The 23,879-nt window shown below is 55.8% G+C and carries 20 protein-coding genes; 16 read left to right on the top strand and 4 right to left on the bottom strand.

Translation table 11 applies throughout. The annotated features are described in order from the left end of the window. The first annotated feature begins 120 nt into the window (after positions 1-120). The 16 genes from alr (at position 121) to VLV32_03090 (ending at position 20,752) form a co-directional block, all read left to right on the top strand. Positions 121-1,194 (top strand): alanine racemase, encoded by a 1,074-nt coding sequence (gene alr, locus VLV32_03165; protein ID HUL40894.1) that lies wholly within the window; start codon positions 121-123, stop codon positions 1,192-1,194. Then, positions 1,187-2,536 carry a DNA repair protein RadA gene (gene radA, locus VLV32_03160; protein ID HUL40893.1) on the top strand — a complete coding sequence of 450 codons (1,350 nt, stop codon included), beginning with the start codon at positions 1,187-1,189 and terminating at the stop codon, positions 2,534-2,536. Before alr ends, radA begins: the two co-directional genes overlap by 8 nt. A gap of 114 nt (positions 2,537-2,650) precedes the next feature. Beyond that, a complete protein-coding gene (locus tag VLV32_03155; GenBank protein ID HUL40892.1) occupies positions 2,651-4,291 on the top strand; it encodes an acyl-CoA synthetase in 1,641 nt (546 codons plus the stop codon). Between the two features lie 153 nt (positions 4,292-4,444). Further along, complete coding sequence (locus VLV32_03150; protein HUL40891.1) at positions 4,445-5,200, top strand: ABC transporter ATP-binding protein; 756 nt, start codon at positions 4,445-4,447, stop codon at positions 5,198-5,200. Continuing rightward, on the top strand, positions 5,193-5,912 hold the full coding sequence (locus tag VLV32_03145) for an ABC transporter ATP-binding protein (protein HUL40890.1): 720 nt from the start codon (positions 5,193-5,195) through the stop codon (positions 5,910-5,912). Before VLV32_03150 ends, VLV32_03145 begins: the two co-directional genes overlap by 8 nt. Positions 5,913-5,989: 77 nt before the next feature. Continuing rightward, complete coding sequence (locus tag VLV32_03140; protein ID HUL40889.1) at positions 5,990-7,162, top strand: ABC transporter substrate-binding protein; 1,173 nt, start codon at positions 5,990-5,992, stop codon at positions 7,160-7,162. Positions 7,163-7,266: 104 nt separating this feature from the next. After that, a complete protein-coding gene (locus VLV32_03135; protein HUL40888.1) occupies positions 7,267-8,181 on the top strand; it encodes a branched-chain amino acid ABC transporter permease in 915 nt (304 codons plus the stop codon). Then, on the top strand, positions 8,181-9,113 hold the full coding sequence (locus VLV32_03130; GenBank protein HUL40887.1) for a branched-chain amino acid ABC transporter permease: 933 nt from the start codon (positions 8,181-8,183) through the stop codon (positions 9,111-9,113). The genes VLV32_03135 and VLV32_03130 overlap by 1 nt, the downstream gene beginning before the upstream one ends. 219 nt (positions 9,114-9,332) lie before the next feature. After that, positions 9,333-11,813 carry an acyl-CoA dehydrogenase gene (locus tag VLV32_03125; GenBank protein HUL40886.1) on the top strand — a complete coding sequence of 827 codons (2,481 nt, stop codon included), beginning with the start codon at positions 9,333-9,335 and terminating at the stop codon, positions 11,811-11,813. 57 nt (positions 11,814-11,870) lie between these two features. After that, the gene (locus VLV32_03120; GenBank protein HUL40885.1) at positions 11,871-12,689 is read left to right on the top strand and encodes an NAD(P)-dependent oxidoreductase; all 819 of its coding nucleotides are present in this window, start codon (positions 11,871-11,873) and stop codon (positions 12,687-12,689) included. 21 nt (positions 12,690-12,710) lie between these two features. Continuing rightward, positions 12,711-14,564 (top strand): long-chain fatty acid--CoA ligase, encoded by a 1,854-nt coding sequence (locus tag VLV32_03115; GenBank protein HUL40884.1) that lies wholly within the window; start codon positions 12,711-12,713, stop codon positions 14,562-14,564. After that, entirely contained in the window at positions 14,552-14,953 is a 402-nt protein-coding gene (locus tag VLV32_03110; protein ID HUL40883.1) for an acyl-CoA thioesterase, read from the top strand. Before VLV32_03115 ends, VLV32_03110 begins: the two co-directional genes overlap by 13 nt. Positions 14,954-15,047: 94 nt before the next feature. Beyond that, positions 15,048-16,349, top strand: a complete 1,302-nt coding sequence (locus VLV32_03105; GenBank protein ID HUL40882.1) for an outer membrane protein transport protein — start codon at positions 15,048-15,050, stop codon at positions 16,347-16,349. Between the two features lie 13 nt (positions 16,350-16,362). Continuing rightward, a complete protein-coding gene (locus VLV32_03100) occupies positions 16,363-18,864 on the top strand; it encodes a 3-hydroxyacyl-CoA dehydrogenase/enoyl-CoA hydratase family protein (GenBank protein ID HUL40881.1) in 2,502 nt (833 codons plus the stop codon). A 149-nt stretch (positions 18,865-19,013) separates the two neighbouring features. Next, positions 19,014-20,210, top strand: a complete 1,197-nt coding sequence (locus VLV32_03095; protein HUL40880.1) for an acetyl-CoA C-acyltransferase — start codon at positions 19,014-19,016, stop codon at positions 20,208-20,210. A 152-nt stretch (positions 20,211-20,362) separates the two neighbouring features. Further along, positions 20,363-20,752 (top strand): thioesterase family protein, encoded by a 390-nt coding sequence (locus VLV32_03090; protein ID HUL40879.1) that lies wholly within the window; start codon positions 20,363-20,365, stop codon positions 20,750-20,752. A 38-nt stretch (positions 20,753-20,790) separates the two neighbouring features. Here VLV32_03090 and VLV32_03085 read toward each other — a convergent pair whose 3' ends face one another. The 4 genes from VLV32_03085 to VLV32_03070 all read right to left on the bottom strand — a co-directional run bounded on the left by VLV32_03085 (position 20,791) and on the right by VLV32_03070 (position 23,852). Further along, a complete protein-coding gene (locus VLV32_03085; GenBank protein ID HUL40878.1) occupies positions 20,791-21,528 on the bottom strand; it encodes a transporter substrate-binding domain-containing protein in 738 nt (245 codons plus the stop codon). A gap of 203 nt (positions 21,529-21,731) precedes the next feature. Continuing rightward, complete coding sequence (speE, locus tag VLV32_03080; GenBank protein HUL40877.1) at positions 21,732-22,583, bottom strand: polyamine aminopropyltransferase; 852 nt, start codon at positions 22,581-22,583, stop codon at positions 21,732-21,734. Then, on the bottom strand, positions 22,552-22,956 hold the full coding sequence (gene speD / locus VLV32_03075; protein ID HUL40876.1) for an adenosylmethionine decarboxylase: 405 nt from the start codon (positions 22,954-22,956) through the stop codon (positions 22,552-22,554). The genes speE and speD overlap by 32 nt, the downstream gene beginning before the upstream one ends. A gap of 62 nt (positions 22,957-23,018) precedes the next feature. Further along, positions 23,019-23,852, bottom strand: coding sequence for a squalene/phytoene synthase family protein (locus tag VLV32_03070; protein HUL40875.1), 834 nt, complete (start codon positions 23,850-23,852; stop codon positions 23,019-23,021). Positions 23,853-23,879: the final 27 nt, after the last annotated feature.

Genomic DNA, 23,879 nt, shown 5'->3' with positions numbered 1-23,879 from the left:
GCAGCTTTATAACACGAAACTGTGAGCACCGCCATTTGTTTACTTTGGGCTTGATCCGAAGTTGCCGTATTATGATTAAATAGCACGCTGCGCTCCGCGCCCTCAGAAAAGAATCTATATATGCCGCGTCCGCTTCACGCACGCATCAACCATTTAGCGCTGCAAAACAATCTCGCCGTGGCAAAGCGGCGCGCCCCCAATTCACGCATCATGGCGGTGATTAAGGCCAACGGCTATGGCCATGGCCTGTTGCGCGCCGCACGTGGCCTTTCCGGCGCTGATGGATTCGCGGTGATCGATCTGCATGATGCGGTCGATTTGCGTAGTTCGGGCTTCAAGCAGAGCATTCTGTTGCTGAACGGGTTCTACGGCCCGGAGGAATTACCGGTGTTCGCGCAGCACCTTCTCACGCCGGTGATACACCAACAGGAGCAGCTGGATTGGCTGCGCGCTGCCGAGGCGCCGTTCAAGCTCGAGGTGTTTCTCAAGCTCAATACCGGCATGAACCGTTTGGGATTCAAGCCGCAAATGTTTAGCGCTGCGGTGAACGCGCTCAAACAAAGCCGGCATGTGTCCGGGATTACCTTGATGACACACTTTGCCTGCGCAGATGATGAACAGGGTATTGCGTGGCAATTAGCGGAATTCAAAAAAATTACCGCCGGCGAATTACTGCCGCGCAGTCTTGCAAATACGGCGGCACTGCTGCGCTTTCCTGAAACGCGAAGCGATTGGGAACGTCCCGGCATCATGCTTTATGGTTCGTCGCCGGTTGCGGAAACGAGCGCAAAGCAGCTCGGCCTGCAACCGGTAATGACCCTGGAGAGCCGGATCATTGCGATTCAGGATTTAAAACCCGGCGATAAGGTGGGCTATAACAGCTTATACACCGCGGAACGAGCGATGCGTGCGGGCATCGTTGCTTGCGGTTATGCCGATGGCTACCCGCGCCGTGCAGGCACAGGCACACCGGTTTGCGTCGATGGAAGAATCACCCGCACCTTGGGGCGAGTTTCGATGGATACTTTGTGTGTGGATTTAAGCGGAATTCAAAACGCCGGTGTCGGCACGCCGGTTGTGCTTTGGGGGGAGGGATTGGCGGTGGAAGAAGTGGCGAAAGCGGCGGGCACGGTAAGCTACGAATTATTTACAAAATTGAATTCGCGCGTACCCGTCATCGAATCCAATGGCTAAGCAAAAATCGATTTACGTGTGCGCCGAGTGCGGCGGGCAATCGCCGAAATGGCAAGGACAGTGCCCGCATTGCTCCGCATGGAACACCCTGGTCGAAACGGTGGTTGATTCTGGCTCCAAAAACCGCTTCGCTTCGGCCGCGCCGGGCAAATTGCAATCATTGGGCGATGTGCAAACCCATGAGCTGCCGCGCCAGCCAACCGGAATATCGGAGTTTGACCGCGTGCTTGGCGGCGGGCTGGTGCAAGGTGCGGTCGTATTGCTGGGCGGTGATCCGGGGATTGGTAAATCCACACTTCTGCTGCAGGCGCTGTGCCAAATGGGGGCGCAGCGCAACGTGCTGTACGTGAGCGGGGAAGAATCTGCGCACCAGATCGCGCTACGCGCCCGGCGCCTTGCGCTTGACGCCAAACCGCTGCAGCTTCTGGCAGAAATCCAGCTGGAAAAAATTCTCGCCACTTTGGGTTCGCACCAACCGGAAGTGGCGGTCATGGATTCGATTCAGACCCTTTATTCCGACGCGCTGCAATCGGCGCCGGGATCGGTGGCGCAGGTGCGCGAATGCGCGGCGCAGCTTGCGCGCTTCGCCAAGCAAAGCGGCACGGCTATTATTTTTATCGGGCATGTAACCAAGGAGGGGACCTTGGCCGGCCCGCGTGTACTGGAGCACATTGTGGACACCGTGCTCTATTTCGAGGGCGACACTCACTCCAGCTTCCGCTTGATCCGGGCGGTGAAGAACCGCTTCGGGGCGGTCAACGAGATTGGCGTGTTCGCCATGACAGACAAGGGGTTGAGAGGAGTTAACAATCCATCGGCGCTGTTTCTTTCGCAGCACGGCCAAGAGGTCGCGGGTTCATGCGTGCTGGTGACGCAGGAAGGCACGCGGCCTTTGTTAGTCGAAGTACAGGCGCTGGTGGACGACGCGCACGCTCCGAACCCGCGGCGCCTTACGGTCGGGCTCGAGCAAAATCGTCTGGCGATGTTGCTCGCGGTGCTGCACCGCCACGCCGGCATCGCGTGTTTCGACCAGGATGTTTTCGTCAACGCCGTGGGCGGCGTCAAAATCGCCGAACCCGCCGCGGATTTGGCGGTACTGCTTGCGATCGTTTCATCGCTGACGAACAAGCCGTTGGCGCAAAAGCTTGTCGCGTTTGGCGAAGTGGGCCTGGCCGGGGAGATCAGGCCTGTTCAGCGCGGACAGGAGCGTCTCAAGGAAGCCGCCAAACTGGGTTTCAAACAGGCGCTGATTCCGAAGGCGAACAAGCCCAAGCAGCCGATTGACGGCATCGAGGTCATCGCAGTGGAACGGGTGGGCGACGCGGTTTCGAGGATAAGGTAATCCGGGCTTCGGGAACGACCGTTGCTATTCGCTGAACAAGCGGGTAAATTCATTTCAGGTTCTTTTACTCGGCGTGACACCTCAATTGTCCCTATTCAAATTAACGAGGGCACTATGGCTCGAATCAACTATTACAGCTCTGATTTGGACAAAAACCCCGCGAATTACACGCCCCTTTCGCCGCTGAGTTTCCTGGAGCGCACGGCTTACGTCTATCCCAAACACGCCGCCGTTGTCCATGGCGACCGCAAGTTTACTTGGGGCGAAACCTACGCGCGTTGCCGCCGGCTAGCCTGCGCTCTGGCGAAGCGCGGGCTTGGCGCGGGGGATACGGTAGCGGTGATGCTGCCCAACATTCCGCAGATGTTCGAAGCCCATTTCGGCGTGCCGATGAGCGGTGCGGTGTTAAACACGCTGAACACGCGACTGGATGCGGAAGCCATTGCCTTCATGCTCAAGCACGGCGAGGCGAAGATATTAATAACTGACCGCGAGTTTTCCGCGACTGCCGCCAAGGCGCTCGCGATGCTGGATAAAAAACTACTGGTGATCGATGTCGACGATCCGGAGTTCAAAGGCGGCGCGCTGTTGGGTGAAATGGACTACGAAGCTTTTCTCAAAACCGGCGATCCGGATTTCGCCTGGTCGCTCCCGGAAGACGAGTGGAACGCAATATCGCTTAACTATACTTCGGGCACCACCGGCAATCCCAAGGGGGTCGTGTACCATCACCGCGGCGCATACCTTAACGCGCTAAGCAACATCATAGATTGGGGCATGCCGCGCCATTCCATATATCTTTGGACGCTGCCCATGTTTCACTGCAATGGCTGGTGTTTTCCATGGACTATGGCGGCGATTGCAGGCACAAATGTTTGCTTGCGCCGGGTGGAGGCCAAGCTGATACTCGATGCGATCCGCCGGCACAAGGCAACGCATTACTGCGGCGCGCCCATCGTGCACAACATGCTGATTAATGCTCCTGCCGAAATGAAGGCCGGAATCGACCAGCCGGTCAGCGGGCTGGTAGCTGCCGCTTCGCCGCCCGCCGCGATGATCGAGGGCATGGAGCGCTTGGGATTCAACCTTACGCACGTGTACGGGCTCACCGAAACCTACGGACCGGCATCGGTCTGTGCCAAGCATCCGGAATGGGGACAGCTGGATATTTCTGCGCGCACGGAACGCAACGGCAGGCAGGGTGTGCGTTATACCCTGCAGGAGGGGATGACAGTGATGGATCCGGAGACCATGCAACCGGTACCTGCGGATGGACGGACCATGGGTGAAATCATGTTCCGCGGCAACATCACTATGAAAGGTTATCTCAAGAACCCGAAGGCAAGCATGGAAGCGTTTAGCGGAGGCTGGTTCCACTCCGGCGATCTTGCGGTCATGCAGCCCGACGGCTACGTAAAAATCAAGGATCGCTCGAAAGACATTATTATTTCCGGCGGTGAAAATATTTCCTCGCTGGAAGTAGAGGACACGCTTTATCGCCACCCCGCGGTATTAGCCGCCGCGGTAGTGGCACAACCCGATTCCAAATGGGGCGAGATGCCGTGCGCTTTTGTGGAATTGAAGGAAGGCGCGAATGTGACAGAAAAAGAAATCATCGATCACTGCCGCGGTAACATGGCGCACTTCAAGGTTCCGAAAAGAGTGATATTCGGCGCGCTGCCCAAGACGTCTACAGGTAAAATACAAAAGTTCATGCTGCGCGAGCGCGCCAAGTCCGCTTCAGCGATTGAATAATTATTAGCCACCGCATATTTGAAGTAACGTCCGCCTTTACTGGCGTCTTTAGGCGTACTTCTCTATACTCTCAATCAACTGAAAGGTACTTCTTCCGTCTTCTAAAAACGTCATCCACGGGAACATAGCGCCCGAAAAAACTACGGATTGGCGATGAGCAGCGATTTCATACTGGAAACGCACAATCTCACCAAAGAATTCAAGGGGTTCGTTGCGGTTAATGATATTGAACTCAAAATCAGGCGCGGCAGCATTCACGCCTTGATTGGACCCAACGGCGCGGGAAAAACCACAGTCTTCAATTTGCTCACGCGGTTTTTAGCCCCCACCAACGGCCGCATAATTTTCAACGGTGCCGATATTACCGGAGAAAAGCCGGCGCAGATTGCACGACGGGGCATCATTCGCTCATTCCAGATTTCTGCCGTATTCCCGCATCTCACTGTTCTGGAAAATGTGCGCATTGCGTTACAGCGCAAGCTCGGCACTTCATTTCATTTTTGGCGCTCTGCTAGAACGCTGAATGCGCTGAATGATGAAGTAATGGCGCTGCTGGAAGCGGTTGACCTCTACGCTTTTGCCTCCGCAGTCACCGTGGAGCTGCCGTACGGCCGAAAGCGCGCGCTGGAAATTGCCACCACGATGGCGATGGAACCCGAGATTATGCTGCTTGATGAGCCGACTCAGGGCATGGGTCACGAAGACGTAGGCCGCGTGACCGAGCTTATAAAAAAAGTTTCGGCGAACCGCACTATCCTGATGGTGGAGCACAACTTGAGCGTTGTCGAAAATTTGTCCGATACCATCACGGTGCTGCAGCGCGGCTCAGTGCTGGCTGAAGGGCCTTACGAAGAAGTCGCGAAAAATCCTCAGGTGCTCGATGCCTACGTCGGGAGCACTAATGGTTAGAACCCAGGCGAACGGCGAATTGCTGCAGGTCCAAGACTTACACGCCTATTATGGCGAGTCGCACATCTTGCACGGTGTTAATTTTTCGGTGAATCGAGGCCAGCTAATTACGCTGCTTGGACGGAACGGTGCCGGGCGCACCACGACGCTGAAAGCTATCCTCGGCCTGGTGGGCAGACGTACCGGCTCCATAAAAGTAAGCGGCGCGGAATCGATACACTTGCTCACACACCAGATTGCGCATTTGGGCATGGGTTATTGTCCGGAGGAGCGCGGGATTTTTGCCAGCCTTTCCTGCGAGGAAAACTTGTTATTGCCTCCCCGGGTTGGACAGGGTGGAATGTCGGTTTCAGAAATTTACCAGATGTTTCCCAACCTTGCTGAGCGCAGGAGCAGTCCGGGTATGCGGCTCTCCGGCGGCGAGCAACAGATGCTGGCACTGGCGCGAATCCTGCGCACCGGCGCGAAGCTGCTGCTTCTCGATGAAATCACGGAAGGCTTGGCGCCGGTGATTGTGCAGGCGATCGGCAAAGCTATTCGCACTCTAAAAGAGAAAGGCTTCACTATTATCTTGGTGGAACAGAATTTCCGGTTTGCGGCGCCTCTTGCCGACCGGCATTACGTCATGGAACGTGGACAGATTGTCATGACGGTTAATAAGCAGGAGATGGAATCAAAAATGCAGACGCTGCATGAGTATCTGGGTGTTTAATCATTCTTAGTTTAAAGGGGGAATCAATCATGAAACATGGATTATTGCTTGCATGGATAAGTGTCACCTGGCTTTCGATGGGCGTAAATCAGGCCTTGGCGGTGGACAAAATTTCTGACGGCGTGGTGAAAATCGGCGTGCTTACCGACCTTTCTGGACTCTATTCCGATCTGTCCGGCTCGGGCTCGGTGCTGGCAGCGCAGATGGCAATCGACGATTTTAAAGCGCAGGCCAAACCCAACTTCAAGATCGAGATGATTTCGGCGGACCACCAGAACAAAGGCGACATAGCCGCCAACATCTCGCGGGAATGGTTTGACACGAAGAACGTGGACGTAATTGTCGATTTGGTGACGACCTCCACTGCGCTTGCCGTAATGAAGGTGGCAAAGGAAAAAAACAAAATTACCTTGGTTTCCGGGGCTGCATCGACCCGCATCACCAATGAAGATTGTACCGACACCAATGTGCACTGGGCGTATGACACGTATGCGCTGGCGACCGGCACGGGGCGGGCCGTGGTGAAGCAGGGCGGGAATACTTGGTTCTTCATAACCGCGGATTATGCATTTGGCCAATCGCTGGAAGCGGATACTGCGAAAGTCGTAATTGCCAGTGGCGGCAAGGTGCTGGGCTCGGTGCGCCATCCTTTTCCCGGAACCGATTTTTCCTCCTTCCTGCTCAAAGCACAGGCTTCCGGCGCCAAGGTAATCGGGCTCGCCAATGCCGGAACCGACACCACCAACTCGATCAAGCAGGCGGTGGAATTCGGCATCACGCCGAAGCAGACGCTGGCGGGCTTGCTGCTCTTTATTACCGATATTCACAGCTTGGGCCTGAAGACCGCGCAGAACATGTATCTCACCACAGGGTTCTATTGGAACTACAACGACGAGACGCGAGCCTGGTCGAAGAGGTTCTTCGAGAAACACGGAAGTATGCCGACTATGGTGCACGCGGGAGTTTATTCCTCGGTCATGCATTACCTAAACGCTGTCAAGGCCGCGGGCACCGACGATACCTCCACGGTAATGAAGAAAATGAAGGAAACGCCGGTCAACGATTTCTTTGCTCACAACGGAAGGATTCGCGAAGACGGCCGCATGGTGCACGACATGTACCTGGTGCAGGTGAAAACCCCGGCGGAATCCACGAAACCGTGGGATTACTACAATGTGAGGCAGGTCATCCCGGGCGACCAGGCTTACCAGCCGCTTTCCGAAAGCCGATGCCCGCTGGTGAAAAAGTGACCCGGAGCCTGTCTGCAGATCAACCTGAGGAGCGCGGCAAATCGGGATCTGGCGCGATCTAAGCAGCAGATTCTTCGCTTCCCCAAGATAGATTCTTTATTGTCATGACTGAAGTCTTTGGCGTATCCGTCCAGGGCTTGATGGGCCAACTCGTGGTCGGCCTGGTGAACGGGTCGTTCTATGCCGTGCTGAGCCTGGGGCTGGCTATCATTTTCGGCCTGCTAAATATCATCAATTTCAGTCATGGCGCGCAATACATGATGGGCGCATTCATCGCATGGATCGCTTTAACGCAAGTCGGTGGATGGATCGGTCATCCGGATTTCGCGGTCAGTTACTGGCAGGCATTGATTGTTGCCCCCCTTGTCGTCGGCGCGTTCGGGATTTTAATCGAGCGCACTATGTTGCGGCGTCTATACCGGCTGGATCATCTTTACAGCTTGCTGCTCACCTTCGGCCTTGCTTTGATCATAGAAGGCGTGTTCCGCTATTTCTATGGAATTTCCGGCCAGACCTACGATATTCCCGAATCTCTAAGCGGCGTGTTCAATCTGGGGTTCATGTTCCTGCCCAAGTACCGGGCGTGGGTGGTTATCGCTTCGCTGAGTGTGTGTTTCGCCACCTGGTTCTTCATCGAGCGCACTAAGCTCGGTTCCTATTTGCGTGCCGGAACGGAGAACCCGAATCTGCTGCAGGCGTTTGGCGTCAACGTGCCGCTTTTGATTACGCTTACCTACGGTTATGGCGTTGCGCTCGCGGCGTTTGCCGGAGTGTTGGCCGCTCCTATATTTTCGGTCAATCCGGTGATGGGCTCCAACCTGATCATCGTAGTGTTTGCGGTGGTGGTGATTGGCGGCATGGGTTCAATCGTGGGCGCGATAGTGACCGGCATCGGTCTGGGGTTGATTGAAGGATTGACCAAAGTGTTCTACCCGGAAGCCTCGGCAGTGGTGATTTTTGTCATCATGGCCATCGTGCTTCTCTTGCGTCCTGCGGGATTGTTTGGAAGGGAACGATAATGAGCCGGGACGGCAAAATCATGCTGGTACTGCTGGCGGTAGCGTTGGCAGCACCATGGGTCGTCTACCCGGTATTCCTGATGAAGCTGCTGTGTTTCGCGCTCTTTGCCTGCGCATTCAATTTGCTGCTCGGCTATACCGGTTTGCTCTCGTTCGGGCACGCGGCGTTTCTTGGCACCGCCGGTTATATTGCAGGGATTACCATTAAAGCAATGGGCTTTCCGCCTGAATTAGGCATACTCGCCGGTACTGCGACAGCAGCCCTTTTGGGATTCGTCTTCGGTAGCCTGGCGATTCGACGCGCGGGCATCTATTTTGCGATGATTACGCTCGCCCTGGCCCAGATGATTTATTTTCTTTGCCTGCAATTCAAATTCACCGGGGGTGAGGACGGGCTGCAGGGTGTGCCCCGCGGCCATCTGTTCGGAGTATTGGATCTGCAACAGCCCTTCATCATGTATTACTTCGTGCTTGCCGTTTTCGTTGCGGGGTTCTTGATTATTTACCGTACAATTCATTCGCCGTTTGGCCAGGTATTGAAAGCCATACGCGAAAACGAGCCGCGCGCGATTTCCCTGGGCTATGACGTGGACAAATACAAGTTGCTCGCCTTTGTGCTTTCAGCGGCACTTTCGGGTCTGGCCGGCGCAACCAAAACGCTGGTGTTTCAACTGGCTTCACTTACCGATGTACACTGGCATATGTCGGGTGAAGTCGTTCTGATGACACTGCTAGGCGGCATGGGCACCGTGTTCGGGCCGATTGCAGGCGCGGCGATTGTAGTGGGTCTGGAAAACTATGCGACGCAATTAGGAGAGTGGGTAACGGTGATTACCGGAGCCATCTTTGTCATCTGCGTGCTGGTATTCCGCCGCGGGGTAATCGGTGAATTGGCCGCCTATTTCAACAAAACAGAGAAATCGAAACCGTGAATATCCACGTTACGGCGGTCAGGCGCTGGACTACAATGCCAACGTACGCTTATTCCGCGGTAGCTCCGGTATGAGTACCTCCAACGTCGAAACGTTGAGGAATTCGAACGAAGATCGCGGTGGAAATAGCACCCTGCCTAATGTAGAACTTATTTCTGGGTTGGTAGACGCGACCCATATGGAAGTCATCGTCCGGCGCTGGAAAGAGGTATCACCTTCATGACGATATGGTTCTGGATACCCGTTGCTCTGGCGCTGGCGTGGGCGCTGGCCTACCATCGCGCCCGCGGCTGGATATGGAGCGCTGTTGTCCTCGCGCTTGCCGTGGTAACCATCCATTCAGTTCCGGTGTTGAGCGTACTGTTGTGGATCATTTTTGCGATTTCCCTCACTCTTAATCTTCCTTCAGTGCGCTCGCGACTGATCAGCGAGCCGCTCCTACATTGGTTCAAAAATAATCTGCCGCAGGTTTCGCAAACCGAACGGGACGCTTTGGACGCAGGCACTGTGTGGTGGGAAGGCGAATTGTTCGGCGGCCGCCCCAACTGGGGAAAGCTCCTTGCACTGCCCAAGCCGCAGCTCAGCACCGAAGAGCAGGCGTTCCTGGACGGGCCGGTGGAGCAGCTGTGTTCGATGCTGGATGAATGGCGCATCACGCACGAGCTTTACGATCTGCCCCCGGAAGTTTGGCAGTACATTAAAGATCAGGGATTCTTCGGAATGATCATTCCCAAGCAATACGGGGGTAAGGGTTTTTCCGCGCTGGCGCATTCGGCGGTGATAACCAAGCTTGCATCCCGCAGCGGCACGGCGGCGGTTTCAGTGATGGTTCCCAATTCCCTGGGCCCGGCGGAGCTGCTTTTGCACTACGGTACCGAGGCGCAGAAAAATCATTATCTGCCGCGCCTCGCGCGCGGACAGGAACTTCCATGCTTTGCATTGACCGGACCCGAAGCCGGTTCGGACGCAGGTTCAATTCCGGATTACGGCATTGTATGCCGCAGCGAGTTCGAGGGCCAGCAGGATATTTTGGGAATCCGTGTCACTTGGGAAAAACGCTACATTACGCTGGGCCCGGTGGCAACCCTGCTTGGCCTGGCGTTCAAGCTTTATGATCCCGATCGTTTGCTCGGCGCAAATGAAGAGGTCGGCATCACCCTGGCGCTGATACCGACCGATACGCCGGGTGTGAACATCGGGCGCCGCCATTTTCCTCTCAATGCAGTTTTCCAGAATGGACCGAACTCCGGAAAGGACGTGTTCATCCCCATGGATTGGGTGATCGGAGGAGCGGAGCGTGCCGGCCACGGCTGGCGCATGCTGATGAATTGCCTGGCGGCGGGACGCTCCATTTCTCTGCCGGGCAGCTGTACCGGCATGGCGAAGCTTGCGACGCGCGTGACCGGCGCTTATGCCCGTGTAAGGGTTCAGTTTAAGACCCCGATCGGCAAATTCGAAGGCGTGGAGGAAGCGCTGGCACGCATCGGCGGTAACACCTATATGATGGATGCGGCGCGCGTCATGACCGCGGGGGCACTGGATCTCGGCGAAAAACCTGCAGTGATTTCAGCCATTGTCAAATACCACCTCACCGAGCGCGCGCGCCTGGTGATTAACGACGCGATGGACGTGCACGGCGGCAAGGGGATTTGCATGGGCCCCAGCAATTATCTGGCACGCGCCTACCAGCAAATTCCGGTCGGCATCACCGTCGAGGGGGCGAATATCCTGACGCGCAGCATGATAATCTTCGGGCAGGGCGCGATCCGCTGCCACCCCTATCTGCTGCAGGAAATTGACGCCGCAAGCAATCGCGATGAGGAAAAAGCATTGCGTGATTTCGACTGCGCATTGTTCGGACATATGCGCTTTACTTTAAGCAATGCTGCACATTCGCTGTTCCTGGGATTAACCGGTGCGCGGTTCGCGCGCGTTCCCAACGCGTCGGATACTGCAAGCTATTTCCGGCAACTGACACGCATGAGCAGCGGGTTTGCGCTGGTGGCGGATGTGGCATTGTTGGTACTCGGGGGAAGACTGAAACGCAAGGAAAAAATTTCGGCTCGGATTGGTGACGTGTTGAGCCTGCTTTACCTCTGTTCCGCAGTATTGAAGCGCTACGAAGATGAGGGCAGGCAGCGCCCCGATTTGCCTTTGGTACATTGGTCTTTGCAGGAATCGTTGTGGCGCATGCAGGAGGCCATCGGTGGTGTACTCGATAACTTTCCCGTCAAAGGCTGGGCGTGGCTGCTGCGGCGCATGGTGTTCCCTCTGGGCAAAACCTTCTGCCCGCCGAGCGATAAGTTGGGCTGGCAAGTCGCGAGTCTACTTCTTGAACCTTCTGCCACTCGCGACAGACTTACCGCGGGAATCTATGTTCCAGCCAACGAGGCCGATTCGGTAGGGTGCCTCGATCTCGCGCTACAGAGCGTAATTGCAGCCGAAGCAATTGAAGCTAAAATCCGCGACGCAGTGAAAGCCGAGCGCATCGAGGGCAAAACAACCGAGGAAACCACGGCCCAGGCCGTGCGGGAAGGAATCATCAGCGCGGCCGAAATGCAGATATTGGCGAAAGCGCAGGCGCTGCGCCGCGAAGTCATCATGGTGGACGATTTTCCATCCGATTTCGGTGCCGGAATGCGCGTCCCGAACGGGGCGGCGGAAAGCAACGTGGTACCGGCTGGCAGGAAGACGGCTTGATACGGATAGTTTCCCCGGAAACTCCGTGGCATTGTCTGAAAAGCGCGCCAATCAGCCATGCCGCTTGAGGGAAAGACAATATTCATCACCGGTGCCTCGCGTGGCATCGGGCGCGCAATTGCGCTGCGCTGTGCGCGCGACGGCGCAAAAATCGTAGTATCCGGCAAGACGGTTACACCCCATCTCAAGCTATTGGGTACGATCTACAGCGTGGCGGAGGAAATAGAAGAAGCCGGCGGTCATGCATTGCCGATACAGCTCGATGTGCGTGATGAGTCAGCAATTGCTGCGGCGGCCGCCACCGCCGCGGAACATTTTGGGGGAATTGATATTCTGGTGAACAATGCCGGCGCCATCAGTCTTGCCGATACGCCCAACACGCCGGCAAAGCGCTTCGATCTCATGTTTTCAATCAATGTACGCGGCGCCTTTTTTAGCTCGCAGGCATGCATCCCCTATCTTAAGCGCGCGACGAATGCACATATCCTGAATATAGCGCCGCCGCTCAACTTGCAGTCCAAATGGTTCAAGGACCACCTCGCTTACACCATCTCCAAATACGGCATGAGCCTTTGCACCCTGGGTATGTCAGCGGAACTTGCGGGCTACGGAATTGCGGTAAATTCACTGTGGCCGCGCACTGCCATTGCCACCGCCGCAGTCGAAGTGCATTTCCCCGTCGATGTTTTCAAGAGGAGCCGGAAACCGCAAATCGTGGCCGATGCAGCCTATGTTATTTTCAATAAAGACAGTCGTGAGACGACCGGCAATTATTTTATTGATGAGGATGTCTTGCGTTCCGCCGGCATGACGGATTTTTCGGCATATGCGGTAATGCCGGGCGCCACGCTCGCGACTGATTTGTTTCTCGACTAAAATATGGTGCGGAAATATTTTGTGAATGCACAGAGTTTGAATCAGAATTTGCCGGAGACGGACGCGATTGCAGTTGCAACCGCAGGCACCTTAAGCGGGCTGTTCCGCGAGCGGGTAAGGCGCACGCCCGATGGCGTTGCCTGCCGCGAGTTCAATCAGCAACACGGAAATTGGCGCGATTACACCTGGGAGCAGATGCAGCGCCAGGTAATGCGTTGGCAAACGGCGTTGAAGCGTGAGGAGCTTGCGCCGGGCGACAAAGTGGCCGTGATGCTTCGCAATGGTACGGTATGGGTCATTCTGGATCAGGCGGCCATGGGATTGGGACTGGTGGTGGTGCCGCTTTATTTCGAGGATCGCCCAAGCAATGTAGCTTATATCTTGAAGGATGCCGGGGTCAAAGTTCTGCTTTTAGAAAATCTGGAGCAATGGAAGCAGCTTGAAGCGGTGAAAGATGAGTGGGAAGGGTGCGGCCTGCACCGAATTCTAGTGTTGAACGGAATCGACCTGGCTGACAGAATTGATGCACACGTCGCGGCAGTGGAAGACTGGTTACCTGAGGAAGGCACGCCGGAAATGGAGACTGCGCGAAAACCGGAGGAGCTTGCCACCATCATCTACACTTCAGGCACCACCGGGCGGCCCAAGGGGGTGATGCTGAGCCATCACAATATCTTGTCCAACGTGTACAATTCACTGGAAACCCTGCAGGTGCGGCCCGGCTCGCTGTTTTTGTCGTTCCTGCCGCTTTCGCATTCTTTCGAGCGCACCGTTGGCTATTACCTGCCGGTCATGGCCGGCGCGACAATCGCTTACGCGCGTTCCATACCGCTATTGGCGGAAGACCTGCAGATAATCCGTCCCACAGTTCTGGTTTCGGTGCCGCGAATATTCGAGCGGGTTTATGCGGCAATCAGATCCCATCTTCACGCCGGGCCTGCGTTTAAGCGACGGCTTTTTTATTTGACTGTTGCGATCGGCTGGAGCCGCTTTGAACACAAGCAGAAACGCGGCCCATGGCGGGTTGGGCATCTGCTTTGGCCTTTGTTGAATAAACTGGTAGCAACGAAAGTAATGGCGAAATTTGGAGGGAGGCTGCAAACCGCGATAACCGGCGGCGCCGCGCTGGCGCCCGAGATTTCCAGGGTCTTCATCGCCTTGGGCCTGCCGCTAATACAGGGCTATGGTTTGACCGAGGCCAGCCCGGTGGTGTGCGTAAACCGCTTACATGATAATGTTCCGGCGAGTATCGGGCCGCCCATACCCAATGTAGAACTGCGCATCGGTGAAAACGATGCATTGCTGGTGAAAGGGTGCAACGTCATGCTCGGTTACTGGAACAATCCTGAAGCCACCCGGGAGATAATTAGCTCCGATGGGTGGCTTAATTCGGGAGATACCGCGCGCATGGATGCTGCCGGCAAGTTCTACATCACCGGCCGCCTAAAAGAAATCATTGTCATGTCGAACGGAGAAAAAGTCCCGCCATTCGACATGGAAGCGGCGATAGCGCGCGATCCCCTGTTCGAGCAGATCATGGTAATCGGCGAGGCGCGCCCTTATCTTTCGGCGCTTGCGGTGGTGAATGAAGGGCAGTGGAAAAAGCTTGCAGCGGAGTTGGGACTCGATCCTCTGGCGCCCGATGCCTTGCAAAGCGAGCTTGCTGAACAGCTGGCGCTCAAGCGGATTTCGGTGCAATTGCAGGATTTCCCGGGCCATGCGCAGGTGCGGCGGGCAGCGCTTTTGCTGGAGCCGTGGAGCGTTGAGAATGGCCTGCTCACGCCAACTCTTAAAATGCGTCGGCTACAATTGATGGAGCGTTACAAAAAGCAGCTCGCCAAGCTTTATGAAGGGCACCGAACATGGCTGACATAGAAAAAGCTACGCTGCCGCATGACAAGCAACCCGCGCTGCGGGTTGTGTCGATGCCTTGCGATGCGAATTTCGTCGGCGATATCTTTGGGGGCTGGATTATGTCGCAAGTGGATATCGCGGGAAGCATACCGGCCATACGCCGCGCGCGCGGCCGAGTGGCCACGGTAGCCGTGAACTCGTTTTTGTTCAAGCAGCCGGTGTTTGTGGGCGATTTGGTAACCCTATACGCCGACATCGTGCGCGTCGGACGCACCTCGATCACGGTTGACGTTGAAGTGTATGCGCAGCGCGGTCCACTGGACGTGGAATGTGTAAAGGTGACTGAGGCGACGCTGACATATGTGGCGGTAGATGAAAACAGGAAGCCGCGTGTCGTTCCGCCGGAATAATGTGCAGTTTTTTCGTTCATTGCGCAGCATATTTTGTCGGATATCCGTTGGATTCGGTGGCGGTTTGGCGAGGTCCTTGCATAAGGAATCAAATATGAAGAAAACAGGGTTCTTATACACATCAACAACACTCGCGGGATTGGGCGCATTATTCTGGGGATTAACAGGCGGCGCGCTCGCGGCAGGTTTTGCCTTGAACGAGCAAAGCGGGAGTGGAATGGGCGTGGCATTTGCCGGAAGCGCGGCGAGCGGCGAAGACGCAAGTACGGTTTTTTATAATCCTGCGGCTATGGTGCTGATTTCCGGCACTCAGTTGTCGTTGGGAGCCCACGGCGTCATTCCTTCGCTGACATTCAATAACGCGGGTTCGTTTACCGCCGGCGGCCCGTTGACTGGAAATGACGGCAGCGGGGCGGCCAAAGGGTTTGTGGTTCCCAATTTCTACTTGGTGACCGATATTTCTCCTGACATTAAATACGGTTTTGGCGTTAGCACGCCGTTCGGCTTGCTTACCGAATATAACGGAACCTGGGTGGGACGCTACCAAGCGCTGAAGAGCCAACTCCAGACGTTCGATCTCAATCCCAGCCTGGCGTTTAAACTGAGCGATCACGTATCGTTTGGTGGAGGATTCAACGCCCAGTACATTAACGCCAGCCTCAGCAGGGCCATCGATTTTGGTTTGATTTCCGGCGGTGTGCCGCAATCGGCGGACGGCGCGGTCGAAGCGGCTGGGAATAGCTGGGCCTATGGCTACAACCTCGGCGCGCTGTTTCAGTTTTCCACCGCCACGAGGGTGGGCGTCGCTTATCGTTCGCCGGTCCACCAAACCTTGGTTGGGAGCGCGTCGTTTAGCAACGTGCCGGCTGCTTTAGTGGGCGACCCGCGCTTTGCCAACAGCAAAATGACAGCGGCGATCACGCTGCCCGACACCATTTCTCTGAGCGCGGTTCAGGCGATCGGTGAAAGATGGGAGTTGCTCAGCGATCTGACATTCACCCGCTGGAGCTATTTCAACCAGATCGCGCTGGTATTCGCGAACGGGCAGACCAGCGTTACGCCTGAAAATTGGCGCAATACATTTCGTGGCTCGCTCGGCGCGACTTACCGCTATACGGATCGCCTGAAGCTGCGCGGCGGCATCGGCTTTGACCAAAGTCCGGTGCGGGATGGCTTCCGCACGGCAGCCATACCCGACAGCCACCGCAAACTGCTTGCGGCGGGACTCAATTACAAGTATTCCAAAGCAGACTCGGTGGATCTCGCCTACCAGCACTTATTCTTTAACAATGGCGGTATCGCCAATAACCAGCTGGCGTCGGGCGGTGGATTCCTTGTCGGCACATTTAGTGCCGACGCGAATATTCTAAGCCTGCAGTACAACCACGAATTTTAGGACTTGTGCCGCGATGCGAGAGCAACATATTTCACTGGACTTGCCGTATATCGTGCGCAAAGCGGCGGTGTTGGGTGCAGGCGTGATGGGCGCGCAGATTGCCGCGCATTTGGCAAACGCGAATGTCGAGGTCATATTATTCGAACTGTCCGCCAAAGAAGGCAACCCGAATGCCAACGTGCAGAAAGCGCTGGATAATCTGAAAAGGCTTGAACCCAGTCCGATGTCCGTGACATCCCGTGCTTCCTATATTCGTCAGGCCAATTACGATCAGAACCTCGACCTGCTCCGTGAGTGCGATATCGTGGTAGAAGCGATTTCGGAGCGCATGGACTGGAAAATGGACCTATACGGGAAAGTCGTGCCGCATCTGGGCCCGAACACGATTTTTGCCAGCAACACCTCCGGACTTTCCATAAACCGGCTGGCTCAGACATTGCCGGAAAATGTCCGTCAACGCTTTTGCGGAGTGCATTTTTTCAACCCGCCGCGTTATATGCATCTGGTCGAGGTCATTCGCTGCGAAACGACGAATCCGAGCTTGCTCGACCGCTTGGAAAAATTTCTGGTGACGACTCTCGGGAAAGGCGTGATCCATGCAAAAGACACGCCCAATTTCATTGCCAACCGCATAGGTGTTTTCGGAATGCTCGCGACGATGCACTATGCCCAGAAGTTCGGGCTCGGATTTGATGTGGTGGATGCGCTGACCGGCCCGCTCATCGGGCGTCCGAAGAGCGCCACCTTCCGCACTGCAGATCTGGTCGGGTTGGATACCCTTGTGCACGTAGTGAACACGTTGCGGGATGCGCTGCCCGACGATCCGTGGCACAAGTACTATGATGTTCCGCCGTGGCTCAAGGCGCTGGTTGACAGCGGAGCGCTCGGGCAGAAGACGCGGGTGGGCGTGTACCGCAAAGTGGGCAAGGAGATTCATGTGCTGGATCCGGCCAAAGGTGACTATCATCCGGCCGGCCGAGTCGTGGACGAGGAAATCCGGCAAATCCTGAAAAACAAAAACATTGAAGAAAAATTCGCGCAGCTCTTCGCGAACCCGCATCCGCACGCGCAGTTCCTTTGGGCGATTTTCCGCGAATTATTTCAATACTGCGCAGTGCAGCTTGAGGATATTGCGGATAATGCGCGCGATGTGGATCTCGCCATGCGCTGGGGTTTTGGTTGGCAGCGCGGGCCTTTTGAGACCTGGCAAGCGGCGGGCTGGAGCCGGATCGCGGGCCGCATTAATGAGAATATTGCCGCGGGCAAAACCCTGGCCACGGTAGCCTTGCCTGAATGGGTGCGGGAAATCGGGCCCACCGGCGTACACCGGCCGGAAGGTTCCTATTCACCGGCGCAGAGTACCTTTCGGCCCCGCTCGACGCTCGCGGTTTACCGTCGGCAACTGTTTCCGGATTCGCTGCTCGGCGAAGAGCGGACATACGGCACAACCATTTTTGAAACCGACGCAGTGCGCATGTGGCACACCGGCGATGACATTGCCATCGTCAGCTTTAAGAGCAAGATGCACACCATCGATGGCGAGGTGTTGGAGGGCGTGCTGCGGGCAATCGAAGAAGGCGAGCGCAACAACCAAGGACTGGTTATTTGGCAAACCGAAGCACCGTTTTCGTTGGGTGCAAATTTGACCAAAATGCGCGACCAAAGCACTGGAGAGAAAACCTCGGAATTGGGCGTCATGGTCAAAAAATATGCCAGCGCAGCATCGTCGCTGGTTTTGAAAGCCGCACACAAGTTACATATGGCCGACGCGCTAATGGCGGATAAACTGGGTAAAGTCGAAGCCATGATTGCGCGATTCCAAGAAACGACTCAGGCGCTGAAATACTCGGCCATTCCCACGGTGGCCGCAGTGGACGGAATGGCGCTGGGCGGAGGTTGCGAGTTCGCCATGCACTGCGACCGTGTGGCAGCGGCGCTTGAAAGTTATATCGGGCTGGTGGAGGCGGGCGTGGGATTGCTGCCCGGCGGAGGCGGGTGCAAGGAACTCGCATTCAGGGCGGTTTTGGACGCCAAAGGCGGCAACGCCTTTCCTTTCCTGCAACGGTATTTTGAAGCGGTTGCCAGAGCGCAGGTAAGCAAGAGTGCCGACCACGCAAAGGAAATCGGCTATCTCCGCAGTTGCGACAAGGTGGTCATGAATCGGTTCGAACTCCTGTACGTGGCAAAGGCTGAAGTGCGCGCGCTGGCGGAGGCGGGTTACCGGCCGCCGCTCAAAGGGGTGACCGTTCCAGCCGCCGGCCGAAGCGCCGTCGCCACTTTTAAAATGGCAATGACCAATATGCTCGAAGGCGGATTCATTTCCGAACATGACTATTTTATAGGATCGAAAATCGCGCACGTGCTTTGCGGCGGCGACGTGGAAGCCGGCAGCCTGGTGGACGAACAGTGGTATCTGGATTTGGAGAGGGAAGCGTTCATCGAGCTCTTGGCGACTGAAAAAACGCAGGCGCGCATAGAGTACACGCTGAAGACCGGCAAACCCTTACGCAATTAAGAAGCTCTCACAGGCTGATGCAAAACGACACGAGGAAGCCGGCATACGCGACGCAAGGAGCGATAAAACGAAATAGTACACGAGATGGTACTACGAGTTTTTGAGCGACAAGCAACAGACCGGCTCCGCAATACTTTTGGAGGAGTACCGTGGTTAAACAGGTTCAGGATGCCTACATCGTAGCGGCAACGCGCACGCCTGTCGGCAAAGCGCCGTCAGGCATGTTCCGGAACGTGCGGCCCGACGACATGCTGGCGCATGTCCTGGGAAGCGCGCTCTCACAATGCCCGGGGCTCGACCCCAATACTATTGACGATGTAATCGTCGGGTGCGCCATGCCTGAGGCTGAGCAGGGAATGAACGTGGCGCGCATCGGTCTGCTGCTCGCCGGGCTGCCCAAGCGGGTGCCCGGCATGACCGTCAACCGATTCTGTTCCTCGGGCTTGCAGGCGGTAGCGCTCGCCGCAGACCGCATAAGACTGGGCGAGGCTGAGGTCATGATCGGCGCTGGAACCGAAAGCATGAGCATGATTCCCATGGGCGGCAATAAAATATCCATCAATCCTGCAATATTCAGTGATGAAAATATAGGCATTGCCTATGGCATGGGTATTACCGCGGAAAAGGTGGCGAGTCAGTGGAAAGTGCGCCGGGAAAAACAGGATGAATTTGCACTGGAGAGCCATCAACGTGCGGTAAAGGCAATCGACACAGACGAGTTCAAGCAGGAAATAACGCCTTATGCGGTGACAGAGACTATACCGGATCTGGTAAACCGGGAAGTGGTGCAAAAGGTGAAACAACTTGCAATTGACGAAGGGCCGCGTCGAGACACTACATTAGATGCCTTGGGCAAACTCAAGCCCGCATTTGCTGTCAACGGTTCGGTGACCGCAGGCAACAGCTCGCAGATGTCTGACGGCGCCGGCGCTGTGGTATTGATGAGCTCAAGCGCGCTGCAGCGGTTAAATCTGAAACCGTTGGCCCGCTTCGTCGGATATGCGGTGGTTGGCGTGCGGCCGGAAATTATGGGCATTGGACCCAAAGAGGCGATACCCAGGGTGCTGCATCAGACTGGTGTCAACCAGAATGACCTCGACTGGATTGAACTCAATGAGGCCTTTGCCGCGCAAAGCCTGGCGGTGATTCAGGACCTGGGATTGGACCGGAATAAAGTAAATCCGCTAGGCGGGGCGATCGCTCTGGGTCACCCCTTGGGTGCGACCGGAGCCATACGCACTGCAACCCTGGTGCACGGCCTGCGCCGCCACGGTAAAAAATACGGTATGGTGACCATGTGCGTTGGCACCGGCATGGGGGCCGCCGCTGTATTTCAGGCGCTTTAATACTTGTTTTTACCGGTTTACGTGATCGGCTGTACTGCTCCGAACGCGGCCGTTTCGCGGTGGGTCCGGCGCAATCCGCGCCTGACAGGCATTAACCTGCCGATAATTTTTATTGCGCGTAAGGACTGCGCATGACACAGCCTGGAAAATTGATGTGGATTGAGAAGATCAAAGTGCGCTGGGGTGACATGGACGCCGTGGGACATGTAAACAACGCGATGTATTTTCGATACATGGAGCAGGCGCGCGTATCATGGTTGGAGTCGCTTAAGGTGCGGGTCGGCGGAACACGAAAGGGACCGGTGATCGTTTCTGCAAGCTGCACCTTCATCAAAGCCATCGTTTACCCCGCGACGGTGGAAGTGAGCGTCTATGGTGGCGAGCCGGGGCGCAGCAGTTTTCCCATTTATCACGAAATTTACCTGGAGGATCACCCCGAGGTCAAATTCGCCGAAGGCGAAGTCACAGCGGTCTGGATAGACCACGAGCTGGGGAAATCCATTCCGCTGCCTGACAAGCTGCGCAAGCAGCTTCACTTTTAATAAACGGTCGTCACGGCTTGACGTTGAGACAGGTCCGGTTACCTGCTTTCGTAGCGGTCTAATATTTTCCTGAAAGTTCCGTCCTTCTTGATTCCGTCAAGCGCCGCCGACAGTGCTTTCAAGGTCGCTCCCGAAGTCCGCGGGTTGCAAGCGAGATAGGAATCCACTTCGCGCACGACGAAAACGAGGTTGACATCCGGCGCCCCAGCCTGTGCCGCGACTTGCTTGGCGCGTGCTACGCTGGTAATCCACAAGTCAATGCGGCCCGGTTCCCTGCGGTTTAAGGTGAGCTTTGGTGGATTCAGTTTGTCGTCATCCACTTCAAAAATGTTGGTAATGCCGTGTTGCTTCAGATACTCGGTCTTGGCATCACGCGTTACTCCACCAATGCGAAAAGGCCTGACATCGGCGAGCGTATTAATCGGTTGTGAAAAACCACTCTTGGCGAATAAGCCCCATTTGTTGACTGCGATTGGGCCCACCCATTTAAATATCCGTTCGCGGTTGGCGAGTCGCGCCGTCGAGTAGAGGCAGGTATCTTTGTCGACTTGAGCCCGCTTGTAAGCATCGCCCCAAACCATGACTTCAATTTGGATGGGCACATTCGCGCGCCGGCTCATTTCCCTGACGACATCGGTTGCCATGCCGGCGACTTTATTATTTTCGGTGTAATTGAGCGGCGGGTTTTCCTCGGTAAGCAACGTGAGTGCGGCCGCAGGCGCGGACAGGGTAAGCATTCCGGCGATCAGACTTAAAAGAAAAAAACTCGTTCTCATAATTCCTCCATCGTGGCGTGTTTACGCGTCAGCATGTCATGTTGTTCGCGCTCGTGCAAGAACGATCATCGCGGCGCGGGCGCGATTTCGTGGGTTCAGTCGCGCAATAAAGAAATCCTGCGGGAACCGGGACGTGGTATTGGGCTGGCAGCTTCGGATGGCCATTTCCATTTCGGCCTAAACAGGAACTTCGACGAATGCGTTCAGCTTAAAATCTGACGCATGAAATTCGGCAGCGCGAAAACTGCGCGGTGGGTATCGCCATTGTAATATCGTAGATCGGCGATGCCGCGATCCTTGAGCGTGCGCTCGACTTGCGCGCGGTCAAAAGCAAGCGGATCGAGCGAATCCGAGGCGCACGCCAGACCCCACAACGAGCCGTAAAGCGGAATGTAGACGAGGTAGGGGCGCACGATCTTGAAAACGGCGGCGAGTCTTTTTGCATGCTCGCGCACCCGTTCGGGGCGGTATATGGGCGAGCCGATATGCAGGGTAAGCGCCCCGCCGGACTTTAGCACCCGATGGCAATGCCGAAAAAACTCCTCTGTATAAAGCTCAGTAGCAGGCCCAATCGGGTCGGGCAGATCCAGAACGATCAAATCGAAGCGCTCCGAGGTGTCACGGATAAAGGCATAACCGTCGGCGATCATAAGCTTGAGGCGTGGGTTGTCGAAAACCTTTTTGTGGACTTCGCCGAAGTATCGTTTAGCGATGTCCACTACCGTCGCATCGAGCTCAACCAACGTGACGCTTTCAATGCTGGGGTGCTTGAGCAGCTCTTCGCTCGAACCGCCGTCGCCGCCACCGATAACCAGAACTCGTTTCGGCTCAGGATGTGCGATGGCGGCAGGATGTACCATGTTCTCGTGGTAGAAATATTCTTCTTTTTCTGAGGTCATGAAACTGCCGTCCAGGCGGAATAAACGCCCGAAATGCGGTGTCTCGTAAACCTCGAGGTGTTGGTACGGCGTATTGAATTCTTCGAGTCTGTCGCCTGCGCGGAAAAAATAGCCGCAGTTTGCGTTAAGCCACTCGGTGAGCAGTTTGTCGTCCATAGCGCCCCCGTACTACAGCTTTACGCAAGACCTTCTTGGGTTGCAGAAACGCAAGCGCGGCTTTGAACAACCTCTCGGCCTTATCGCTGTTGTCTCGGCTGTGGTTGCAGACAAAAACGTCGAGAGCCACTGTACAGGTTTCAGGCCAGGTGTGTATGGCGATATGAGACTCGGCGAGGACCACCGTGCCGGTGACGCCGGCATCTTCAAACTGATAGAAAAAATCTCCGAGCACGGTAAGACCGGCGTCCGCACACAGCTGTATACAACGTTTTCTAAGCTCATTTGACTCGGAAAGATGAGTCGGGTCGCATTGGTAGAGGTCTCCGATGATATGGAGTCCGCTTAACGTGCTGACGATCATGCTGGTCATTTTTCTTCGCCCCCTCTCCTTACATAATAAAGGCTGTCAGCCGAAAAACCCTGCAATCTTTGCTAACCTCCTACCCAAGTTGTCCATGCCAAAAACAGTTTGCGAACGGGAGTCAGTTCAACTCGCCGCCGCAAGATTCCACACCCATCTTCCCTGATTTCCCGCAGCTGACTGAGATAGATTGCCGCCAGTGCCGTCCTCGCTCGCTGTGCCTTTCGTTCAGCTACAGAAAATCCGGAAGTTGCCCGATTATAACAATTTTCTGCTTTGTGAATAGCAAATTCGATCAACTTTTTCAAGTTTTCGGTTTCGCGCAAGTTGAGAACATCCGCCTCCCTCACGCCCAGGCGCGCAAGCTCGTCCTGAGGCAGCAGGATGCGATTACGCTTTGCATCGCGGCGCAGATTCAAAATGACGTGGGTAAGGCCAAAGGCAACTCCCAGCTCTTGCGCATGTTGCAGGGAGTCGGGATCGTTTAATCCGAGAATGCGCGCCGCAAGCTGTTCCGCCAGACCGCTGGTGCGGGCGCAATAATCCTGCAGCGATTGGAAATCGGCGTGCCGGTTTTTAAATACACTGCTTTCCACGCCGTCGATCAGCTGCAGCAGAAGGTCATGCGACAAGCCGAAGCGAGTAGTGGCTGGCAGCAGCGCATGGGTTACCGGGTGCTGAGGATGACCGCTAAATGCATTCGCGATTTCCTGCCGCCACCAGTTGAGCTTGATTTGCCCCAGCGCGGGATCGGAGCATTCTTCCGCGCTTTCTTTTATTTCGCGGTAAAAAGCAAAAAGGCAAGTAAGCGCAAGGCGACTTTCCGCGGGCAAGAATAGAACGCTGTAATAAAAACTGGATCCGCTTGGCGCTGCCCGGTTTCGGCAATACTCTTGAGGCGACATTGGCGTGCTTGCAAATCGAAACGCATC

It is taken from the genome of Burkholderiales bacterium (genome assembly GCA_035518095.1).
Classification (GTDB): domain Bacteria; phylum Pseudomonadota; class Gammaproteobacteria; order Burkholderiales; family JAHFRG01; genus JAHFRG01.
This window is presented reverse-complemented; position numbering and strand designations above follow the sequence as displayed.